This is a genomic window from Myxococcus hansupus (assembly GCF_000280925.3).
Classification (GTDB): Bacteria; Myxococcota; Myxococcia; order Myxococcales; family Myxococcaceae; genus Myxococcus; species Myxococcus hansupus.
The window spans coordinates 3,095,292-3,115,590 of record NZ_CP012109.1; the positions used below are offsets into that span (position 1 = coordinate 3,095,292).

Annotated in this window: 19 protein-coding genes; 11 read left to right on the forward strand and 8 right to left on the reverse strand. The window is 69.6% G+C overall.

The features are described from left to right. Window positions 1-425 precede the first annotated feature (425 nt). Both tilS and ftsH read left to right on the forward strand, forming a co-directional pair. The gene (gene tilS, locus A176_RS12250) at window positions 426-1,787 is read left to right on the forward strand and encodes a tRNA lysidine(34) synthetase TilS (RefSeq protein WP_044889086.1); all 1,362 of its coding nucleotides are present in this window, start codon (window positions 426-428) and stop codon (window positions 1,785-1,787) included. A gap of 180 nt (window positions 1,788-1,967) precedes the next feature. Continuing rightward, window positions 1,968-3,884 (forward strand): ATP-dependent zinc metalloprotease FtsH, encoded by a 1,917-nt coding sequence (gene ftsH, locus A176_RS12255; protein WP_002638646.1) that lies wholly within the window; start codon window positions 1,968-1,970, stop codon window positions 3,882-3,884. A gap of 95 nt (window positions 3,885-3,979) precedes the next feature. Here the strand turns inward: ftsH and A176_RS12260 are convergent, their stop codons facing one another. The 3 genes from A176_RS12260 to A176_RS12270 form a co-directional block, all read right to left on the reverse strand. Continuing rightward, window positions 3,980-4,906, reverse strand: a complete 927-nt coding sequence (locus A176_RS12260; RefSeq protein WP_002638645.1) for a pirin family protein — start codon at window positions 4,904-4,906, stop codon at window positions 3,980-3,982. Window positions 4,907-4,937: 31 nt separating this feature from the next. Then, on the reverse strand, window positions 4,938-5,633 hold the full coding sequence (locus A176_RS12265; RefSeq protein ID WP_002638644.1) for a pirin family protein: 696 nt from the start codon (window positions 5,631-5,633) through the stop codon (window positions 4,938-4,940). A 128-nt stretch (window positions 5,634-5,761) separates the two neighbouring features. After that, window positions 5,762-6,643, reverse strand: coding sequence for a LysR family transcriptional regulator (locus tag A176_RS12270; RefSeq protein ID WP_002638643.1), 882 nt, complete (start codon window positions 6,641-6,643; stop codon window positions 5,762-5,764). Window positions 6,644-6,777: 134 nt separating this feature from the next. On the opposite strand from A176_RS12270, the gene A176_RS12275 reads away from it, so the two are divergent. From A176_RS12275 to tsaE, 9 genes are all read left to right on the forward strand, one after another. Next, window positions 6,778-7,326 carry a YceI family protein gene (locus tag A176_RS12275; RefSeq protein ID WP_002638642.1) on the forward strand — a complete coding sequence of 183 codons (549 nt, stop codon included), beginning with the start codon at window positions 6,778-6,780 and terminating at the stop codon, window positions 7,324-7,326. A gap of 86 nt (window positions 7,327-7,412) precedes the next feature. Next, the gene (locus tag A176_RS12280) at window positions 7,413-7,817 is read left to right on the forward strand and encodes an OsmC family protein (protein WP_002638641.1); all 405 of its coding nucleotides are present in this window, start codon (window positions 7,413-7,415) and stop codon (window positions 7,815-7,817) included. 140 nt (window positions 7,818-7,957) lie between these two features. Continuing rightward, window positions 7,958-8,272, forward strand: a complete 315-nt coding sequence (locus A176_RS39890) for a hypothetical protein (protein WP_049872281.1) — start codon at window positions 7,958-7,960, stop codon at window positions 8,270-8,272. After that, a complete protein-coding gene (gene folP, locus A176_RS12290) occupies window positions 8,239-9,189 on the forward strand; it encodes a dihydropteroate synthase (protein WP_226994291.1) in 951 nt (316 codons plus the stop codon). The genes A176_RS39890 and folP overlap by 34 nt, the downstream gene beginning before the upstream one ends. Before the next feature lie 284 nt (window positions 9,190-9,473). Further along, window positions 9,474-10,868 carry a phosphoglucosamine mutase gene (gene glmM, locus A176_RS12295; RefSeq protein WP_002638639.1) on the forward strand — a complete coding sequence of 465 codons (1,395 nt, stop codon included), beginning with the start codon at window positions 9,474-9,476 and terminating at the stop codon, window positions 10,866-10,868. A 110-nt stretch (window positions 10,869-10,978) separates the two neighbouring features. Beyond that, complete coding sequence (locus tag A176_RS12300; protein WP_002638638.1) at window positions 10,979-11,704, forward strand: pyridoxine 5'-phosphate synthase; 726 nt, start codon at window positions 10,979-10,981, stop codon at window positions 11,702-11,704. A gap of 6 nt (window positions 11,705-11,710) precedes the next feature. After that, window positions 11,711-12,091, forward strand: coding sequence for a holo-ACP synthase (acpS, locus tag A176_RS12305; protein ID WP_002638637.1), 381 nt, complete (start codon window positions 11,711-11,713; stop codon window positions 12,089-12,091). A 4-nt stretch (window positions 12,092-12,095) separates the two neighbouring features. After that, window positions 12,096-13,631 (forward strand): NAD(P)H-hydrate dehydratase, encoded by a 1,536-nt coding sequence (locus tag A176_RS12310; RefSeq protein WP_002638636.1) that lies wholly within the window; start codon window positions 12,096-12,098, stop codon window positions 13,629-13,631. Next, window positions 13,628-14,107 (forward strand): tRNA (adenosine(37)-N6)-threonylcarbamoyltransferase complex ATPase subunit type 1 TsaE, encoded by a 480-nt coding sequence (tsaE, locus tag A176_RS12315; RefSeq protein WP_044889087.1) that lies wholly within the window; start codon window positions 13,628-13,630, stop codon window positions 14,105-14,107. The genes A176_RS12310 and tsaE overlap by 4 nt, the downstream gene beginning before the upstream one ends. 393 nt (window positions 14,108-14,500) lie before the next feature. Here tsaE and A176_RS12320 read toward each other — a convergent pair whose 3' ends face one another. The 5 genes from A176_RS12320 to A176_RS39895 all read right to left on the reverse strand — a co-directional run bounded on the left by A176_RS12320 (window position 14,501) and on the right by A176_RS39895 (window position 19,740). Further along, window positions 14,501-15,364, reverse strand: a complete 864-nt coding sequence (locus A176_RS12320) for a class II glutamine amidotransferase (protein WP_044889088.1) — start codon at window positions 15,362-15,364, stop codon at window positions 14,501-14,503. A gap of 90 nt (window positions 15,365-15,454) precedes the next feature. Continuing rightward, entirely contained in the window at window positions 15,455-16,720 is a 1,266-nt protein-coding gene (gene hutI / locus A176_RS12325) for an imidazolonepropionase (protein ID WP_002638633.1), read from the reverse strand. 3 nt (window positions 16,721-16,723) lie between these two features. After that, window positions 16,724-17,461 (reverse strand): hypothetical protein, encoded by a 738-nt coding sequence (locus A176_RS12330; protein ID WP_002638632.1) that lies wholly within the window; start codon window positions 17,459-17,461, stop codon window positions 16,724-16,726. Window positions 17,462-17,475: 14 nt separating this feature from the next. Further along, complete coding sequence (gene hutU, locus A176_RS12335; protein ID WP_002638631.1) at window positions 17,476-19,131, reverse strand: urocanate hydratase; 1,656 nt, start codon at window positions 19,129-19,131, stop codon at window positions 17,476-17,478. Window positions 19,132-19,239: 108 nt separating this feature from the next. Then, on the reverse strand, window positions 19,240-19,740 hold the full coding sequence (locus A176_RS39895; protein WP_049872282.1) for a BON domain-containing protein: 501 nt from the start codon (window positions 19,738-19,740) through the stop codon (window positions 19,240-19,242). Window positions 19,741-20,299: the final 559 nt, after the last annotated feature.

Here is a 20,299-nt window from a genome sequence, read left to right on the forward strand (position 1 = left end):
CGACCTGAACACACCTGGGCCGTTATCCGACAGACTCCCAAGAGGGTCAACGGTTTCCAAGGACTCATTCCGCGGCCGCACGGTCCGTCCCCCGGCTCGTCCAGTCGCACGTAAGCTGTGCAACCGTGCGCGAAAAAGGAAACGCCCCGGACTCCACGAGGGAGGCCGGGGCGTTTCGGAAAGAGGGACCGCCTGGAGATGAACTCCGGGCGGACCCGTGGACCCAGAGGGGGAGGGGGGGGACCCCTAGGTCCAACAGCTCAAAATTCGACCGTCCCCAGAACAACGTGCGCGGCCGCGTGTATTTCCGCTACCGCCTGCACGTCGATTCGATGTTGTGACGATCATAAGAATCAGCCCCCCTGCCATCAACCGCGCTTGTCCCTGTAACCGGCCCACCCGACACTCCATTCCCCCGCCGTCCGATGCCCCGTCACGATTCCGCGACACCCCTGCTGAGGACGACGCTTCGCGCGGCGTACAGGCGACTGGGCCTGGAGGGTGGCTCCGTGCTGCTCGCCGTGTCGGGCGGCGCGGATTCAGTGGCGCTGCTGGTGGGCACCGCGGACGTCGCCTCGGAGCTGCGGCTGCGCGTGGAGGTGGCCACCCTGGACCACGGGCTGCGTCGGGAGGCGGCTGACGAGGCCCGCTCGGTTACCGTCCTGGCGGCCGCGAAGGGGCTGCCCTGCCACGTCCAGTCACTGGGCCTGCGGGCGGGGCCGGGTGTCGAGGCGCGAGCACGCGAGGCCCGCTACGCGGCGCTGGAGGCCCTCCGGCGCGAGCGGGGCCTGGACGCGGTGGCGACCGCGCATACGGCGTCGGACCAGGCGGAGACGCTGTTGATGCGCCTGTCGCGTGGCACCGCGCTGCGCGGGGCCGTGGGCATCCAGGAAGCCCGTGCGGGCCTGGTCCGGCCGCTGCTGGAGCGCACCCGCGCGGACATCGAGGCATTTCTGGCGGAGCAGGGTGTTGCTTATGTGACAGACCCTATGAACGCCGACCCTGTTCACTTCCGAACGCGCGTCCGCAAGGACGTGCTGCCCGCCCTGTCCCGCGCCGCGGGTTTCGCGGTGGCGCCGCGCCTGGCGGCGTTCGCGCGCGTCGCGGCGGAGGACGAGGCGCTGCTGTCGTCCCTGGCGGACGCGGCATTCGACCGGCTGCGCCTGGAGGATGGCGCGCTGGACGCGGTGGGCGTGCGCGCGCTGGAGCCCGCCCTGCGGCGTCGGGTGCTCGCCCGGCTCGTGGCGGAGGTGGACGCGGCGGTGGACGAGGCCACGCTGGCGCGCGTGCAGCGCGCGGTGGCGGACGGAGCGACGGCCACGCTCGGGCGAGGCTACCTGCTGCGTGCGACGAGCGGCCGGGTGCGCTGCGTGCGTCAGACGCCCGCGCCCGCGCCCGCGCCCGGCGCGCTGCGGCTGGAGCGTGCGGGTGCGCGGGGCGCGCTCGAGGGCACGGGCTGGGAATTTTCCGTTGAACCCTCGCGGCCGCCCGCGGGCGTGTACGGGCTGGGGCTCGGGGAGGGGACGCGCTGGCCGCTGACCGTCCGGACGCGCCGCCCCGGAGACCGGGTGCGCATGAACGGGGGACAACGAAAACTCCAAGATGTGTTGGTGGATCTTCGGGTGCCCGCGGAGGTGCGGGCCACGCGGCCCGTGGTGACGGATGCCGAGGGGCAGGTGTTGTGGCTCCCCGGTCTCTGGCCACCCACGGCTTCACACGGGGCCTTCAGGGCGTTCCTCTGGGCGGCTCCCCCCGGTTCGAGCATTCAGCGGACCGCGGCGTTATAGAGTGGCAGAGTCGCAGTTCGGGGGATGGGCGCGGCCCCCTAAATAGTTGAGGGCTTTTTGCTGTTGCTGATACGGTCCGCCGCTGGGTAGCTCGCCTGGTGTCGGCCAAGTGATGGATAAAGCTGGGGTTCTTCCTGGCGCGGCCCTCATCCCGCCGAGTTCCGAAAGGGCAGCTGACACGTGCGTTCGACTTACAAGACCATCGGGCTCTGGGTCATCCTGATCGTCCTCTTCGTCGCCTTCTACAACTTCTTCTCCCAGGGCAATGACCAGGTCCAGGAACCGTCCTTCACCCAGTTGCTGACGAAGGTGGAGGAGAAGAAGGTCAAGGAAGTTGCCGTCAAGGGCAACACCTACTCCGGCAAGTTCACCGACACGTCGGAGAAGTTCCGGACCACCGGGCCGGCGCCGGATGCGGCGATGCTGAACCAGCTCCGCAACAACGGCGTCGACGTGAAGTACGAGCGGGAGGAGCAGAACAGCCTCTGGCTGACCATCCTCGGTCAGTGGATGCCGGTCGTCTTCCTCTTCCTGTTCTTCATCTTCTTCATGCGCCAGTTGCAGGGTGGCAGTGGCAAGGCGATGACCTTCGGCAAGTCGAAGGCCAAGCTCCTCAGTGAGAGCCACAACAAGGTCACCTTCGCGGACGTGGCCGGCGCGGACGAGTGCAAGGAAGAGCTCGAGGAGATCGTCGCCTTCCTGAAGGATCCGAAGAAGTTCACCAAGCTGGGCGGCCGGATTCCCAAGGGCGTGCTGATGATGGGCTCGCCGGGTACGGGCAAGACGCTGCTCGCCCGCGCGGTGGCCGGCGAGGCCGGCGTGCCGTTCTTCTCCATCTCCGGCTCCGACTTCGTGGAGATGTTCGTGGGCGTGGGCGCCAGCCGCGTCCGTGACCTGTTCGAGCAGGGCAAGAAGAACGCCCCCTGCATCATCTTCATCGACGAGATTGACGCCGTGGGCCGCCACCGTGGCGCGGGCCTGGGCGGTGGGCACGACGAGCGCGAGCAGACGCTCAACCAGCTCCTCGTGGAGATGGACGGCTTCGAGTCCAACGACGGCGTCATCCTGATTGCCGCCACCAACCGTCCGGACGTGCTGGACCCCGCGCTGCAGCGCCCCGGCCGCTTCGACCGCCGCATCGTGGTGCCGCGTCCCGACCTGAAGGGCCGTCTGGGCGTGCTGAAGGTGCACACCCGCCGCGTGCCGCTGGCGCCGGAAGTGGACCTGGAAGTCATCGCCCGCGGTACGCCGGGCATGACGGGCGCGGACCTGGAGAACCTCGTCAACGAGTCGGCGCTGATGGCCGCGCGGCAGAACAAGGAGCGCGTGGACCTGAGCGACTTCGAGGCCGCCAAGGACAAGGTGTTCATGGGCCCCGAGCGGCGCTCCATGATCATGACCGAGAAGGAGAAGCGGAACACGGCGACGCACGAGGCGGGCCACGCGCTGCTCGCCAAGCTGCTGCCGGGCTGCGACCCCCTCCACAAGGTCACCATCATCCCGCGCGGTCAGGCCCTGGGCGTCACCTGGAGCCTGCCCACCGAGGACAAGGTCAACGGCTACAAGAAGCAGATGCTCGACCAGATCTCCATGGCCATGGGCGGCCGCATCGCCGAAGAGCTCATGTTCAACGAGATGAGCAGCGGCGCCGCCAACGACATCGAGCGCGCCACCGAGACGGCGCGCGCCATGGTGTGCCGCTGGGGCATGAGCGAGAAGATGGGCCCGCTGGCGTTCGGCAAGAGCGACGGCGAGGTGTTCCTGGGCCGCGACTTCAACTCGTCCAAGGACTACTCCGAGGACACCGCCCGGCAGATTGACGCCGAGGTCCGCAGCATCGTCGTGGGCAGCTACGAGCGTGGCAAGCAACTGCTGACGGAGAACATCGAGGCCCTGCGCCGCGTGACGGACGCGCTGGTGGAGTACGAGACGCTGGACGCCGAGGACGTGAACATCCTCCTCCAGGGTGGCCAGTTGACCCGTGAGCGTCCGCCCCCGCGCGTGAATGCGCCCCCGAAGGCGACGGAGAAGAAGGACAAGCGGAAGATCCTCGACGCGCTCGAGGGCCTGCCGGCGATGGAGCCGAAGAAGGCCTGAGCCGCACCGCTTCAGTCCCGCTGAAATGAAGAAGGCCCTTCCCAGCAGCGTGGGAAGGGCCTTCGTCTTTGCGGGGCCTGAGCGCCTCGCCTCGCTCAGGGGTAGCGGACGGGGAGGGGTGCCTCGGGCAGCGGGATGAACTCCGTCTCCTCCGGGACGCGGGCGAAGCGCTGGGCCTGCCAGTCCGCCTTGGCCTGCTCCAGCCGCTCCTTCGAGCTGGAGACGAAGTTCCAGAACATGTACCGCGGCCCGTCCATGGGCTCACCGCCGAGCGCCAGCATCCGCGCGCCGGTGGTGGCGTGGAGGGTGACTGACTGACCCGGCCGGAAGACGAGCAGCTCTCCCGGCTGGAAGGCGACGCCGTCCACCTCCACCGTGCCCTCGACGACGTACACCGCCCGCTCCTCGTGCTCGGCCGGAATCACGAAGCGCGCCTGGGCGTCCATCGCCACGTCCGCGTAGAACATGTCCGACAGCGTCTGCACCGGCGAGCGCTGGCCGTGCATGCCGCCCGTGATGACGCGCAGCCGGACGCCTTCCCCTTCGTGGAAGGGCATCGTGTCTTCGGGGTGGTGGACGAAGGCCGGGGCCGTCTCCTCGTGGCGCTTGGGGAGCGCCACCCACGCCTGCATCCCGAAGAGCTTGCTGCCCGCGGCGCGGTGGCCGGGGCCGGTGCGCTCCGAGTGGACGATGCCGTTGCCGGCCGTCATCCAGTTCACCGCGCCGGGACGGATGGGCTGCACGGTGCCCAGGCTGTCCCGGTGCATGATTTCTCCGTCGAAGAGGTAGGTGACGGTGGCCAGGCCGATGTGCGGATGCGGCCGCACATCCAGCCCGATGCCGGGCGCGAAGCCGGCGGGGCCCATCTGGTCGAGGAAGATGAAGGGCCCCACCATCCGGCGGCGGGCCGAGGGCAGCGCGCGCCGCACCTCGAACCCGTCGCCCAAGTCCCGTGAGGGCGCGACGATGAGTGTTTCCATCGAAGGGGGAAGCTGCTCCGCGTTCATGTCATCCCGGCTCATCGTCTTGCTCTCTTTCGTTCAGCGATTCAGGTCAGGCCAGGTCGAACAGCAGGGCTTCGATGGGCTCCGAGGCGGTCAGCACCAACTTCGACTCCTCCGCCACCGCGACGCCGTCACCCGCCTTCACTTCCACGCCATTGAAGGTGCCCTTGCCGCGCGCCACCTGGAGCCAGACATGGCGGCCTGGCGCCAGCGTGTATTCCGCCTGCTCGCCCTTGCCCAGCAGCGTCGCGTGAAGCACCACGTCCTGGTGCACCGTGAGACTGCCGTCGCGGGCGTCCGGGCTGACCACCACCCGCCAGCGCCCCTGGCGCTCGGCTTCCGTGAAGGCCTTCTGCTCGTAGCTGGGCGTCAGGCCCCGGCGGTCCGGGATGATCCAAATCTGCAGGAAGTGCAGGTTCTCGTTCGCACCGTTCATCTCGCTGTGCAGCACGCCCGTGCCGGCCGTCATCCGCTGTACCTCACCGGCGCGCAGCAGGCCCTCGCCGCCCGTGCTGTCGCGGTGGGCAATGGCCCCGCTGAGCGGGTAGGTGATGATTTCCATGTCCCGGTGCGGGTGCGTGTCGAAGCCCTCGTGAGGCGCGACGCGGTCCTCGTTGATGACGCGCAGGGCGCGGAAGCCCATGAAGTCCGGGTCGTAGTAGCTCGCGAAGGAGAAGGTGTGGTGGGAGTCGAGCCAGCCGTGGTTGGCGTGGCCGCGCGCTTCCGAGGGTCGAATGGCAATCATGATGTTCCTTTCCGCGGCAGCGCCTGAAGGGCGGCCGCTGTTTCGAGAATCATGATGTGCGTGGAGGCGCTCCGGTACTAGGCGTGGACAATGGGAAGCATCGTTCCATGGGTGGAACAGTCCCTCTGTCACACGAGCCTGGGCCAGTGTTCTCGCAGGCACTCCACGAAGGCCATCACCTTGGGGGAGTGGTGGCGCGTGCTCGGGTAGACGGCGTGCACGGGCGTCTCCGTGGAGTGCCAGTCCGGCAGGATGCGCTGCAGACGCCCGGAGGTCAGCTCCGAGGAGAAGTGGAGGTTGGGCAGCAGGGCGATGCCGGCGCCCGCTCGCGCGACCGCGTAGACCATGTCGGGTTCATTCACCACGAGCCGCGCGGGCACCTTGATGTCCACGGAGCGTGTGCCGGCGAAGAGGGTCCAGACGTTGTTCTCCAGTCCGTTGCCGAAGAGGAGGCAGTCGTGCTTCTCCAGGTCCTTGGGTGTCTTGGGCGTCCCCCGGGCCTTGAGGTAGCTGGGCGAGGCGATGACGACGCGCTCCACGCTGCCCAGCCGCCGGGCCATGAGCGAGGAGTCCGCCAGCCGCCCGGCGCGCACCGCCACGTCGAAACCCTCCGCCATCAGGTCCACGTTGCGGTCGCTGCACACCAGCTCGAGCTGGACCTCCGGGAACTGCTCGAGGAACCGGGCGAGCAACGGCCCGATGAAGCTGAACGTCAGCGGCGTCGTCACGCGCAGCAGGCCGTGGGGGGCCGCCTGCATCCGTGTCACCGCGAGCTCGGCCTGCTCCGCCTCCGCGACGATGCGCGCGCAGTGCTCGTAGTACGTCCGGCCGACGTCGGTGAGGCGCAGCTTGCGGGTGGTCCGCTGTAGCAACTGCGCGCCCACGCGCGTCTCCAGCTCCGACACCTTCCGGCTCACCGTGGACTTGGGCATCCGCAGGCCCTTGGCCGCGGCCGTGAAGCTGCCGGACTGCACCACGCGCGCGAAGATGAGGAGTTCGTTGAGGTCCATCGCCCTTCCTTGCCGAGGTGTTTGTTCCGTGGGTGGAACAGTTCTTCCAATTTGGCCCATCTAATCAAGGCGGGGGGCCACCGCTACCTTCCTCCTCGTCGAACACACCGCTTTACGAAAAAGGAAGGCACCTCATGGCCACCACGACCTGGAATCTCGATACGACCCACTCCGGCATCCACTTCTCCGTTCGCCACATGGTCATCGCGAAGGTGCGGGGCAGCTTCCGGAAGTTCAGCGGCGCGGTGTCGCTGGACGAGCAGAACGTCGCCGCCTCGTCCGTCGCCGTCACCATCGAGACGGGCAGCGTCGACACTGGCGTCGAGCAGCGCGACAACCACCTGCGCTCGCCGGACTTCTTCGACGTGGAGAAGTTCCCCAGCATCGCCTTCCAGAGCACGAAGGTGGAGAAGACGTCTGGCAACGGGCTGAAGGTCACGGGCAACCTGACCATCCGTGACGTCACCCGCGAGGTGGTGCTGGAGGCGGAGCAGCTCGGCGTGGGCAAGGACCCCTGGGGCAACACCAAGGCCGCCTTCGAGGCGAAGACGTCGGTGGATCGCCGTGACTTCGGCCTGACGTGGAACCAGGCGCTGGAGACGGGCGGCGTGCTGGTGGGCGAGAAGATTGAGATCGCCATCGAGATTCAGGCCGTGAAGGCGCAGGGCGAGCAGGCCGCCTGAGCTGTCTTCGAGGACCCTTCCGGAGGCGCCGTTACCGGGCCTCCGGTCCCGCTGTGACCCCACGTTCTTCCTTGGATGGAAACCCCATGACGATTCACAGCCAGACCGAGAAGCCCGGAGTGTTCCGCCAGGTCCTTTCGACGGGCAGCCATACGTTGCACGCGGATGTGGCTCCGGCCCTGGGCGGGCAGGACTCCGCGCCCGGCCCGCATGACTACTTCGACGCGGCGCTGGCGGCCTGCAAGGCGCTGACGGCCACGTGGTACGCGAAGCGCCATGGTCTCGCGCTGGAGCGGGTGGAGACCCAGGTGGAGCGCGACGACTCGCGGGAGCGGCAGGGGACGTATGGGTTGAAGGTGAAGCTGGTGTTCCACGGGGCGCTGTCTCCCGAGGACAAACAGCGGCTGTACAACGCGGTCGCGCAGTGCCCCGTCCACAAGTTGATGACGACGGCGACGGTGGAGATCACGACGGAACCGCTGGAGGCGTGAGGCTTCTTGCCGCCGCCGATGCGGCAGCGCAGTGGAGATGATTCTGGACGCCCGCGCCCCATGTCTTTCCCAGGGCGGTAGGGTAGGGAGGGTGCGTCCCGTCCTGGTGGCGGTGTGCATCCTCTGCCCTGGAGCCCTCCATGATTCGCGCCCGCCCCGTCACCGCTGAGGACCTGTCCGACCTCGTCCTCGCCTTTCGGCGGCTGGGGCTGGCCGCCGCATCGCAGGCCGCGCTGCGGGAGTCCCAACCGCACACCCGCCTGCTCCTCACGGGGTTGGGCCCGCAAGAAGTCGCCTTCCTCCAGTCGTCTCCGCCCCCCACGGCGCTCCGGAGGCTTTGCCCGTATGGCTCGCCGGGGACGTCCAGACCCGGCCCGGAACCGGCCTGCTGTCCGGACGTGCCGAGCAGTTTCACCGTTGGGTGGCGACTGCGCGCGCGGAGGGCCGAGGGCTGACCGCGCTGGCCTCGGCGGTGGAGTCCGCGCTGGCCTCGGGCGCCACACCCCCGGCACTATCCCTGGGCGACAGGCGCTTCGAATGGGGTGCCCGCACCTATGTCATGGGCGTGGTGAACGTGACGCCGGACAGCTTCTCCGACGGAGGGCGGTTCGCTTCGACGGAGGCCGCCATCGCCCACGGGCTCGCCCTGGCGGAAGCGGGAGCCGACCTGCTCGACGTGGGCGGTGAGTCCACCCGGCCGGGCTCGCTGCCCGTGAGCGTCGAGGACGAACTGGCCCGCGTCGTGCCCGTCATCGAGGGCCTTCGCGCGCGGACCGCCGTGCCGCTCTCCGTGGACACCACGAAGGCCGCCGTGGCCCGCGAGGCACTCCGCGCCGGAGCGCACCTCATCAACGACGTCACGGGCTTCGGCGCCGACGCCGAGCTTCCCCGCGTGGTGTCCGAAGCCGGCGCCGCCTGTTGCCTGATGCACATCCAGGGCACGCCCGCGACGATGCAGCAGGCACCGCGCTACGACGACCTCGTCGAGGACGTGCTGGCCTTCCTGGAGGACGCCATCGCTCGGGCCGAGGCGGCCGGCATTCCCCGGGGGCGCATCCTCCTGGACCCGGGCATCGGCTTTGGAAAGACCTTCGAGCACAACCTCTTCCTGCTGCGCCGCCTCAACGAGCTGCGCGTCCTGGGGCTGCCGCTGCTCGTCGGGACCAGCCGGAAGGGCTTCCTCGGCCGGTTGGCGGGCGGGAAGCCTGCCTCCGAGCGGCTGGCGGCGACCCTGGGCTCCGTGGCGTCCATGGCCGCGCTGGGCGGGGCGGACGTGGTCCGGGTCCACGACGTGGCCGAGGCCCGGGATGCGCTGGCGGTCGCGGACGCCATCCGGCGCGGCGAGGACGGCGGAGCGCTCTACGCCCGGTAACAAGGTGTGGCTTTCAGCCCTCAGGGTGTGGCCCGGCCGGGGCTGTCCCCGGTGTTTTCGCCGGCATCTTCCTCTGGCCGCCCCCCGAGCCGCCGTGTATGGACGCGGGCGATTCGGTTGGTACTGATTTCGCAACCTCTTCTAGTTTGCGACGGCCTGCATGCCTGGGAGGTTGCCCAGGGAGCAGTGGGTTCCTAACTTCGGTCCCGCGTAGAGGGCGGGGTATAAGCCCCGACGTCGAGAGGCCGGCGCAGGCCCGGCGTGGGAAAGGCGGAGCGGCACACATGGCGTACAGGATGAACATGCCTCCCAAGGAGGCGCAGGCTTCCCAGAAGCTGTTCGGCACGGATGGTGTTCGCGGGAAGGCGAACGTCTATCCCATGACTGCCGAAGTCGCGATGCAGCTCGGGCGAGCGCTCGCGTTCCTCATCCGCAACGGTCCGCATCGTCACCGCGTCATCGTGGGCAAGGACACCCGGCTCTCCGGCTACATGCTGGAGCAGGCGCTCGCCGCGGGCCTCACCTCCATGGGCGTGGACGTGGAGCTCGTCGGCCCGCTGCCGACGCCCGGCATCTCCAACATCACCACCTCCATGCGGGCGGACGCGGGCGCGGTCATCTCCGCCTCGCACAACCCCTACGAGGACAACGGCATCAAGTTCTTCTGGCGCGACGGCTTCAAGCTTCCGGACGAGACGGAAGGCAAGATTGAAGAGCTGGTGTCCAGCGGCTCCATCGACTCCATCCGTCCCACGGCCACCAAGATTGGCCGGGCCTTCCGCATGGAGGACGCGCGCGGCCGTTACATCGTGTTCCTCAAGGCCACCTTCCCGCGCGAGCTGACGCTGGAGGGGATGACCATCGTCGTCGACTGCGCCAATGGCGCGGCCTACAAGACGGCCCCCGCGGTGCTGGAGGAGCTGGGCGCCAAGGTGATTGCGCTCGGCGTGTCGCCGGACGGCAAGAACATCAACCACAAGTGTGGCGCGCTCTACCCGGAGAACCTCGCCAAGACGGTGGTGAAGCACGGCGCGCACCTGGGCATCGCCCTGGACGGTGACGCCGACCGCCTCATCGTCGTGGATGAGAAGGGCAAGGTCGTGGATGGCGACGCCATCATGGCCATCTGCACCGGCGAGCTGGTGGCCCGCAAGCAGCTCAAGAAGAAGATGCTGGTCTCCACGGTGATGAGCAACATCGGCCTGGAGCGCGCGGTGGCCCGCTTCGGCGTGAAGGTGGCCCGCACGCGCGTGGGTGACCGCTACGTCGTCGATGAGATGCGCCGCAACGGCTACAACCTGGGCGGCGAGCAGAGCGGCCACCTCATCTTCCTGGACCACACCACCACGGGTGATGGCACCCTGGCCGCGCTCCAGCTCCTGGCGGTGATGTGCCGCGCCGGCAAGCCCCTGAGCGAGCTGGCCTCCATCTTCGAGCCCGTGCCCCAGACGCTGCTCAACGTCGTCGTGAAGCAGAAGAAGGAGCTGGGCGAGCTTCCCACGGTGATGAAGGTCATCAAGAGCGTGGAGCAGCGCCTGGGCAACTCCGGCCGCGTGCTGGTGCGCTTCTCCGGCACCGAGCCCAAGGCCCGCGTCCTCATCGAGGGCGAGGACGCCGCCCGCAACCAGGCGTACGCGAAGGAAATCGCGGACGCGCTGTCCAAGGCGCTGAGCAGCTAGTTCTCACTGCGCTCGGCGGTTGACTTCCGGACGCCGGCGGCATGAAGAAGGGCCGGCGCGCACCGGGGCCCTCGACAATCCCACGGCCGCGCTCAAGCGAGGTGCGGTCGATGGGACAGCGACTGGGTGTCAACGTGGACCATGTGGCGACGCTGCGTCAGGCGCGGCGCACCACATATCCGGATCCGGTGACGGCCGCGGCGCTGGCGGAGCTCGCCGGCGCGCAGCAGATCACCATCCACCTGCGCGAGGACCGGCGGCATATCCAGGACCGGGATTTGCGCATCCTCCGTGAGACGGTGCAGTCGCTCCTGAACCTGGAGATGGCCGCCACCGCGGAGATGGTGAAGATCGCCTACGAGCACAAGCCGGACGTGGTGACGCTGGTGCCCGAGCGCCGCGAGGAGCTCACCACGGAGGGCGGCCTCGAGGTCGCCAATCAGCGCGAGCACATCGCGAAGATCATCAAGAACCTCAAGGATGGCGAAATCGCCGTCTCGTTGTTCATCGACCCGGACCTGGACCAGGTGCGGGCGGCGCACAAGGTGAACGCGGACCGCATCGAGCTGCACACCGGCCGCTACTGCGAGGCGCGCAACGAGAAGGAGCGGGCCCGGGAGCTGGCGCGCATCGTCGACGCGGCCAAGGCGGGCACCAAGCTGGGCATGGGCGTCGCCGCGGGCCACGGGCTCAACTACGACAACGTGCAGCCCATTGCCCGCATCAGCGAAATCGACGAGCTGAACATCGGGCACGCCATCGTCGGGCGCGCGGTGCTGGTGGGCTTCGAGCGGGCCGTCCGCGAGATGCTCGAGCTCATGCGCAACCCGGGGTAGGGCACCATGGGAATCCGGGGCCTGGGCCTGGACATCTGCTCCATCTCCCGCATCCAGCGCATCCTGGACGGGCCGCGCGCGGAGCCCTTCCTGAACCGCGTCTACACGGAGGCGGAGCGGGCCCTCTGTGGCCAGCGCAGTGACTCGGCCAGCGCCTATGCCGCGCGTTTCGCGGCGAAAGAGGCGCTGGTCAAGGCGCTGGGCGCGCCGAAGGGCATCCGGTGGAAGGACATGGAGGTCCGCCGGGACGGGGGAGCGCCTTATTTCGCACTGTCCGGCGTGGCCCGGGAGGTCATGGACGCGCGAGGGCTGGAGGCCTTCCTCGCGCTGACCCACGATGCGGACGTCGCCGCCGCCACGGTGGTGCTCCAGAACCAAGGGGATTGAAGCCATGTTGCGAGTCCTCACCGCCGCGCAGATGCGCCAGGCCGAGCAGGCCGCCGAAGCGCGCCACGGGATGCCCTCCGCGTTGCTGATGGAGAACGCCGGGCGCGGGCTCGCGGATGTGGCCCGGAGCTTCGCGAATCCGGGGGGCCGCTTCGTGGTGGTGTGCGGCCCCGGGAACAATGGGGGGGACGGGCTCGTGGCGGCGCGTTTCCTCCAGGAGCGCGGCGCCCGGGTGTCGGTGGTGATGGTGGGCGACGCCGCGAAGCTCACGCCGGAGTCGCGGCGCAACGTGGAGGCGCTGAAGGGCTTCGGGGTGACGCCCCGAGGGCTGGCGGAGGTGGACGCCCCCGGTCGGGGTGACGTGGTGGTGGATGCGCTCTTCGGCACGGGCTTGAGCCGTGCTCCCGCGGGGGCCTTCGCGGACGCCGTGGTGGCCATCCGGGGCTGGCGCGCGGCGGGGGCGAAGGTGGTGGCGGCGGATGTTCCCTCCGGCCTCCAGAGCGACTCGGGGGCGCCCTTCTCTCCATGCGTGGAAGCGGATGCCACGGTGGCGTTTGGCTTCCTCAAGCCGGGGCAGGTGCTGGAGCCCGGTGCCACGTTGTGTGGGCACGTGCACCGGGTGGACATCGGGATGGGCGGTGAGTCCTCGAAGGAGGTCTCTGGTCCCGAGCTCTTCGTGGTGGAGGAGTCGGACGCTCGGCGCACGTTGCCGGTGCGCAAGGCGGACTCGCACAAGGGGACGTTTGGCCACGTGCTGGTGGTCGCGGGCGGCCGAGGGAAGACGGGGGCCGCGGCCCTGGTGGCGAAGTCGGCGCTGCGCTCGGGCGCGGGGCTCGTCACCGTGGCGGCGCGGTCGGATGCGCTGGACTCCATCCAGGCGCACTCCGCGGAGATCATGGGCATCCCGCTGGAGGCCACCGGCCCGTTGGGGCTTGGCGACCTGGACGCGTTGGTGGCGGCGGCGGAGGGGAAGGATGCGCTCGTCATCGGGCCGGGGATTCCTCGGGGCGACGAGACGGGGGCGCTGATCGGCGAGCTGCTCGCGCGCGTGGAGATTCCCGCGGTGCTGGACGCGGACGCGCTCAACGCGGTGGCCACGGACCTGTCAGTGCTGCGCCGGGCGAAGGGCCCGGTGGTGATGACGCCGCACCCGGGCGAGATGGCGCGGCTGACGGGCAAGTCCACGAAGGAGGTCCAGGCGCACCGGTTGGACGTGGCCCGTCAGTTCTCGACCGGGCTGAAGGTGACGCTGGTCCTCAAGGGGGACCGGACGCTGACGAGCGACCCGGACGGGCGCGTGTACCTCAACACCACCGGCAACCCGGGCATGGCCACGGGCGGCTCGGGGGATGTGCTGTCGGGAATTTGCGGCGCGTTCCTGGCGCAGTCGCTGCCGGTGCCCGCGGCCCTCTGGACGGCGGTGTACGCGCACGGCCTCGCGGGGGACCTGGCGGCGGCGAAGCGCGGACAGCTCGGGCTGGTCGCGGGAGACATCGTGGAACAAGGGCTGTGTGAGGTGTGGCTTCGGTGGGAACGATGAGCGCGGAGACGTCGGCGGTGCGGACGGTGCGGCTGGAGTCCCCCGACGCGACACACCGGCTGGGTGTCCGTCTGGGCGAGCTGCTGGAACCCGGTGACTTCGTGGGGCTGATTGGCGACCTGGGCGCGGGCAAGACACACCTGGTGCGCGGCGTGGCGGAGGGGGCGAAGGTGCCTCGCTCCGAGGTGGCGAGCCCCACGTTCGCCATCGTCTATCCGTACGCCGGGCGCATCCCGCTGTACCACGCGGACCTGTACCGCCTGACGGACTACGACGACCTGTACGCCACGGGCTTCCTGGACCTGGAAGGCACCGACAGCGCGATGCTGGTCGAGTGGCTGGACAAGATTCCCCAGGCCGCGCCCCGCGACTACCTGCGCGTCACGTTGAAGCACACCGGCGGCGATGCCCGCGACTTGATGGCCGAGGCGTTTGGCGCAAGGCCCGCGGCGCTGCTCGAAGCCTGGATGCCCTGACGCACACGGGGGCGTTCCGGAGCCGCAGCGCAGCTAGCTGTTCGGAAATGTCGGGGGTTTTAGCGGCTGAAATGTCCCGACATTTCCGAACAGTGACCGATGGATGCGCGCGGCCCGCCTCATCGGGGCCCGAAGCGGCCCAACCCGCATCCATCTGCACGATGCGCCAGTCCGGCTCGTTCAGGATGGCGCGCAGTTTGGCTGGCAGGTCCTGCCCCGACAGGTCGATGCCGCGGAGGTCCCGCGGATTGTCACCCAGCTCAGAGGCTGCCTCGAAACCACTCAACGCCTCAGGCCAGTTGCCACACAAGCCCATCCGCACGAGTTCCGAGCGGCGACGCTGACCATCGGTCGTCAGCCAGCGGTCGACGAGCTCGGCGCGCACCCTGGGCCCTACGCCACGCTGCGCGAGGCGTCCTGCTTCGCCGTGGAGAGGAGGTCCGTGCCCGTGAGCTCCGGCACCCGCCAATGGTGGAACACGAGATTCGCGTCCACGCCGATAACGTCTTCTTCGGCCACGGGCGCCCAGTACGGCCCGCCGCAGAGCGACTCACTGGCGACGACGAGCTGCTCCAGCTTCGTCCCCGGCGACGGCAGCGAGGGCTCCTCGTTGCGCGCGCCATTCGTGGACACGAACAGCGTCCGGTTGCGCCGCGTGGCCACCATGACGTTGCCGTCGGAGACCAGGAAGTTCATCGCGGACCGCGCGTCCTGCCCCGGCTCGTCCGTAATCGTCGCCACCAGCGACATCGTCTCCGCCAACGCGCGCGCCACGGCCTCCACGGTGACCTCGCGGTCGATCGGGTGCCGGGCGGCCAGGCGGGTGAGGAACAGGTAGAAGCAGCGCTCGCTGTCCGTGGTGCCCTTGATGTTCGTCTTCAGCCGCGGGCAGATGAGCGCTTCCACGGCTGCCCGGTGGGTGGCGAACTCGCGCAGCGTGCCGTTGTGCACGAACGACCAGCGGCCGTGCAGGAAGGGGTGGGAGTTGCGCAGCTCCACCGCGCCCACGGACGCGAGCCGGATGTGCGCCACCACCGTGTGCGAGGACACCCGGCTGCTCACCCGCTCGAAGTCCGGGTCGCTGTGCGCGGGGCCCACACCGTGTGCCACCACCGGCGACTGCTCGACGCCGTACGCGGCGATTCCCCATCCGTCCTTGTGCTCGCGGGACTGGATGAGGAGCGAGTTCTTCTCCGTCACCAGGGCGGGGTGGACTGCTGCGGGAATGGCGGAACGGAATCCAAATAGTCGGCACATGGCGGGTGACGATGACTCCTAACGTCCGGCCCTGACGGATGTCGTCCCGTTCTTACCCACGCGGGGCCGTCGTGTCTCTGCGACGCCGGTTCACATGCAGCCGTCCATCGGCTGGCGGACATGGATGCGCCCGGCCTTCACCACGACACGCGCGTGGGTGATTCCTAGATGGTAGGGCAGATGACGGTACGAAGCACAGCCGAAGACCACCAGGTCGGCCGGGTCGCCCACGGACAGCCTGCCGTGCTGTTGCAACCCCAATGACAACGCGGCGCCCCGGGTGGCTCCCCAATACGCCTCGGCGGCCGTAAGTCCGTTTTCCAGGCACGCAAGCCCCAGCGCCAACGCCGTGTTTTCACTCATGGCGGAGCCGGGATTCACATTGGTCCCCAAAGCGATGTTGAGCCCCGCATCACGGATGCGTCGTCCAGGAGCGTACGGTCGCATGCGCAGGAACAGCGTCGATGTCGGCACGAGTACGGCGGTGACGTTGGCCGCCGCCAGCGCCTGCAATCCCGCGTCCGTCACTTGTTCCAGGTGATCGGCCGTTGCGGCTCCAAGCTCCGCCGCGAGCTCGGAGGCTCCAAAGGCGGTGATCTGGTCCGCGTGCAGCCTGGGCTGCATGCCCAGCGACATGCCCGCGCTGAGGATGCGCCGCGCCTCGTCCACGGTGAAGGCGCTGTCCTCGACGAAGACGTCGCAGAAGCGCGCCAGCCCCTCGCCCGCGACAGCGGGGAGAATCTCCTCGATGCACAGCCGCACGTAGTCCTCGCGGCGGCTCTTGTACTCCTCGGGGAGCGCGTGCGCGCACAGCAGCGTGGGCACCAGCTCCAGCGGCGTGAGCGTGCCGAGCGTCCGCACCGCGCGCAGCATCTTCAGCTCGGTCTCCAGGTTGAGCCCGTAGCCGCTCTTCACCTCCGCCGTCGTCACGCCCTGCGCCAGCAGGCGCTTCGTACGGGGCAGGGCGAGCTGCACCAGCTCCTCCTCGCTGGCGGCCCGCGTGGCTCGCACCGTGCCCGCGATTCCGCCCCCCGCCTTGGCGATCTCCAGGTACGTGGCGCCCTGGTTGCGCAGGTCGAACTCCGCGGACCGCTCACCCGCGAAGACGAGGTGCGTGTGCGGGTCCACGAAGCCCGGACCCACGAAGCCGCCCTGGGCGTCCACCACCTCCGTCCCAGGACCCACCGCGCCCGCGGGCAACCCTGACTCCGGGCCCACGTAGGTGACACGGCCACCGCTCACGCCCACCACCGCGCCCGGGCGAGGGGTGAGCGCGTCCTCCGCGCGCTCCCGGTGCGTGCCTTCCACCGTGAGCACCTCGGAGGTGTTTCGAACCAGCAACTCGAGCCTGTCCATGCGTCAACGACCTCCGCGAGCACCCATGATGGGGACGTTCCAGCTCAACCCTTTGCCGACCTTCGCGCGGCCAAAGCCGCCTGACACTTCCAGGTCATTCAACCCGCCCCAGGAGACGCGCGCCGCCACCACGCCGCCGTAGTACAGCGCCTGCTCGGTGCGGCCTCCCGCGACCACCGCGTGCCACGACACGAACGGAACCAGGCCCAGTGAGACGTTCTTCTCCGGTTGCATCGTCAGCGCGCAGGAGGCCTCCGTGCCGAAGATGCTGCCGGGACCCCCTCGGGAGTTGATGAGCCCGAAGTCGGACGCGCCGCGAACCGACACGGCCGGGGCCAGTCCCCACTGCTCCGACCCCAGGTAGTACGACGCTCCGGCATACAGGCCATACGCGGGAAGGGGCACGGGCAGGAACATCTCCCCCTGCATGCCGGTGTGCAGGTGCAGCCGCTCCGACAGCGGAATCGTCAGCGCCGCGTCGAACGCCATGCCCCACTGCTGCGTGGAGAAGCTCGACTCGTCGCCGCGGAACCGGTCCCCGGCGGGGAGGGACGGCTGCGAGCCCACGACGGGTGCGCTCAGCCGGGGGCCGGAGCGCATGCCCATCTGCAGGACGTTCTGGTCCGGCCGCCCGGGCCCCATGCGCATCACCATGGGGCCCATGGCCGTGGGGGCGCACCCCGTCCCCGCCGCGACGGCGACGCTCCACAGCCCGATGACCGCACCGCGCAAGCGTGTCACGGCGGACTCCATTCTCAGGTGGTGATGCCGGGAATCTTCACGCCGCGCTGCTTGGCCACGTCGATGGCCTCGGAGTAGCCCGCGTCCGCGTGGCGCAGCACGCCCATGCCGGGGTCGCTGGTGAGCACGCGCTCGATGCGGCGCGCGGCCTCCGGCGTTCCGTCCGCGACGATGACCTGACCCGCGTGCAGCGAGTAGCCCATGCCCACGCCGCCGCCGTGGTGGAAGGACACCCACGAGGCGCCGTTCACCGCGTTCACCAGCGCGTTGAGGATGGGCCAGTCCGCCACCGCGTCCGTGCCGTCCTTCATCGCCTCCGTCTCGCGGTTGGGCGACGCCACCGAGCCGCAGTCCAGGTGGTCGCGACCGATGACGATGGGCGCCTTCACCTCGCCTTTGCGCACCAGCTCGTTGAAGGCGAGGCCCGCCTTGGCGCGCTCGCCGTAGCCCAGCCAGCAGATGCGCGAGGGCAGGCCCTGGAACGCCACGCGCTCCTCGGCCATGTTGAGCCAGCGCTGGAGCGAGGCCTTCTGCGGGAACAGCTCGCGCACCACGCGGTCCGTGACGCGGATGTCCTCCGGGTCTCCGGAGAGGGCCACCCAGCGGAAGGGGCCCATGCCCTCGCAGAAGAGGGGGCGGATGTACGCCGGCACGAAGCCCGGGAACTCGAAGGCGTTCGTCATGCCGCCCAGCTCCGCCTGACCGCGCAGGTTGTTGCCGTAGTCGAAGACGTGGCTGCCGGCCGCCTTGAAGTCGTTCATCGCCTGCACGTGCATGATCATCGACTCACGGGCGCGACGCACGTACGTCTCCGGGTCGCGCTGACGCAGCTCGGCGGCGGCCTCCAGCGACAGGTCCGTGGGGATGTAGCCGTTGAGCGGGTCGTGCGCGCTCGTCTGGTCCGTGACGAGGTCCGGCTTGATGCCCCGGCGGTACAGCTCGCGGAACACCGACGCCGCGTTGCCGATGACGGCGATGGAGCGGCCCACGCGCTTCTCCTGGGCCTCCTTCACCATCGCCAGCGCCTCGTCGAGGTCCTTGGCGACGACGTCCAGGTAGCGCGTCTCCACGCGGCGTTGGGCGCGGGTGGGGTCGATCTCCACGCCGAGGAACACCGCGTTGTTCATGGTGGCGGCCAGCGGCTGCGCGCCGCCCATGCCACCTAGACCGCCGGAGAGGATGAGCCGGCCCGCCAGGTCATCGGAGCCGTAGTGGAAGCGGCCGGCGGCGGCGAAGGTCTCGTAGGTGCCCTGAAGGATGCCCTGCGTGCCGATGTAGATCCACGAGCCCGCGGTCATCTGGCCGTACATCATCAGGCCCTTCTTCTCCAACTCGTGGAAGTGCTCCCAGTTGGCCCAGCGGCCCACGAGGTTGGAGTTGGCGATGAGCACGCGCGGCGCGTCCGGGTGCGTGCGGAAGATGCCCACCGGCTTGCCGGACTGGACGAGCAGCGTCTCGTCCTCGCCCAGGTCCTGGAGGCTCGCGACGATGCGGTCGAACGAGGGCCAGTCGCGGGCGGCCTTGCCGGTACCGCCGTAGACGACGAGGTCCTCGGGACGCTCGGCGACGTCCGGGTCGAGGTTGTTCATCAACATCCGGAGCGCGGCTTCCTGGACCCAGCCCTTGCAGGACAGGGTGGAACCACGGGGGGCGCGGATGACGCGGGACATGAACGGACTCCTAGGGTGTGGCGGACGGAAAGGCCCGGCACACTACCTGAAGCCGCGCGCTTCCGGGCCACCACGATGTCTCCGTCGCGCCGCGTCGCGTTCGTCGCCTTACGAATGCAGCGTGTCGTCGTCGGCCTCGTCCTCTCCGAAAGCCTGGACCGGCCTGCGCGAGGAGGGTAGGGCCATGATGCCCTCGTCGCGTTGGACGCGAATGTCGTTGATGACCTCCTTCACGCCGAGCACCTCGTGGGCCAGGGCCTCGGTGGCCTGCCGTTCGTCCGCGCTGCGCACCACGCCGCTGAGCAGCACCACGCCGTCGCGCACGCGGATGTCCACGTCCTCGGCGTCCACCCAGCTCCGCATCAGCCCGTCACAGAGGTCCGAGAGGATGCGCTCACTGGAGCGTTGATAGCCCCGGGGCGCCTTGCCACGAGGCCTCTCGCCACGTCGCTCCCGTCCACCCGCCGCGAAGCCGCCGTGCCCCAGCTCATGGTCCTCGGGCCGTGAGCGGCTGGTGGCGTAGCCGTCCCACGGCGGCGCCATGTTCTCCACGCCGGGCCCATGCCCCGCGGGCTGGGTGCCGCCGTAGCGCACGTCGGTTTCGGCCATGCGTCCAGCGCCTCGCCATGGCCGGCCCCGGTCCGGAAGGCCGCCCTCCCGGCCGCGACGCTCTCGGGGGCCTCTGCTCCCCGGTCATCAGAGGTGCCACCCCCGGTGCTCCGGCCCTGGGGCCCGTGGCCGCCCATGTCCTCCCGTCGGCGGCGCCAGCCCTGGCCAGGGCCGCCGTGGGAGCTTCCCGCCCGGCGGTCGTCCCGATGCTCGCCTTCGCCCACATCCCGGAACGTGCCGCTGGGGCTGTAGCCGGGCTGCCGGGCGATGCGCTCCGGGTCGAACTCCCGAGCGCGGCGGTCGAGCTCCCGGTCCAGGTCGAAGTCACGGCCGTACTCCCGGGCATGGTTCAGGGCACGCGCGGCGCGGCCATAATCGAGGTCGCGTTGGTAGTCGCGCTCGTCCCGCTCCCTGGCCGCGGCGTGGAAGTACCGCTCACTGTCGAAGCCGCGTGGCTGCCAGCCATCCTCCGCGTCCGGCGCACCCCGGCGCTCGTCCCGTTCGGAGGCCCTGGCCCGCTCCCTGTCTGCCCACCGCGCGTCGTCGTCGCGTCTGCCGC

What these genes read in the sequence shown, in the direction of transcription:
- A176_RS12275 (WP_002638642.1), top strand. Translation starts at nt 6,778, where the DNA reads ATGGCCACCACGACCTGGAATCTCGATACGACCCACTCCGGCATCCAC.
- tsaE (WP_044889087.1), top strand. Translation starts at nt 13,628, where the DNA reads ATGAGCGCGGAGACGTCGGCGGTGCGGACGGTGCGGCTGGAGTCCCCC.
- A176_RS12270 (WP_002638643.1), bottom strand. Translation starts at nt 6,643, where the DNA reads ATGGACCTCAACGAACTCCTCATCTTCGCGCGCGTGGTGCAGTCCGGC.
- A176_RS12300 (WP_002638638.1), top strand. Translation starts at nt 10,979, where the DNA reads ATGGGACAGCGACTGGGTGTCAACGTGGACCATGTGGCGACGCTGCGT.
- hutI (WP_002638633.1), bottom strand. Translation starts at nt 16,720, where the DNA reads ATGGACAGGCTCGAGTTGCTGGTTCGAAACACCTCCGAGGTGCTCACG.
- A176_RS39890 (WP_049872281.1), top strand. Translation starts at nt 7,958, where the DNA reads ATGATTCGCGCCCGCCCCGTCACCGCTGAGGACCTGTCCGACCTCGTC.
- A176_RS12265 (WP_002638644.1), bottom strand. Translation starts at nt 5,633, where the DNA reads ATGATTGCCATTCGACCCTCGGAAGCGCGCGGCCACGCCAACCACGGC.
- A176_RS12280 (WP_002638641.1), top strand. Translation starts at nt 7,413, where the DNA reads ATGACGATTCACAGCCAGACCGAGAAGCCCGGAGTGTTCCGCCAGGTC.
- acpS (WP_002638637.1), top strand. Translation starts at nt 11,711, where the DNA reads ATGGGAATCCGGGGCCTGGGCCTGGACATCTGCTCCATCTCCCGCATC.
- tilS (WP_044889086.1), top strand. Translation starts at nt 426, where the DNA reads ATGCCCCGTCACGATTCCGCGACACCCCTGCTGAGGACGACGCTTCGC.
- A176_RS12260 (WP_002638645.1), bottom strand. Translation starts at nt 4,906, where the DNA reads ATGAGCCGGGATGACATGAACGCGGAGCAGCTTCCCCCTTCGATGGAA.
- A176_RS39895 (WP_049872282.1), bottom strand. Translation starts at nt 19,740, where the DNA reads ATGGCCGAAACCGACGTGCGCTACGGCGGCACCCAGCCCGCGGGGCAT.
- A176_RS12310 (WP_002638636.1), top strand. Translation starts at nt 12,096, where the DNA reads ATGTTGCGAGTCCTCACCGCCGCGCAGATGCGCCAGGCCGAGCAGGCC.
- A176_RS12320 (WP_044889088.1), bottom strand. Translation starts at nt 15,364, where the DNA reads ATGTGCCGACTATTTGGATTCCGTTCCGCCATTCCCGCAGCAGTCCAC.
- hutU (WP_002638631.1), bottom strand. Translation starts at nt 19,131, where the DNA reads ATGTCCCGCGTCATCCGCGCCCCCCGTGGTTCCACCCTGTCCTGCAAG.
- glmM (WP_002638639.1), top strand. Translation starts at nt 9,474, where the DNA reads ATGGCGTACAGGATGAACATGCCTCCCAAGGAGGCGCAGGCTTCCCAG.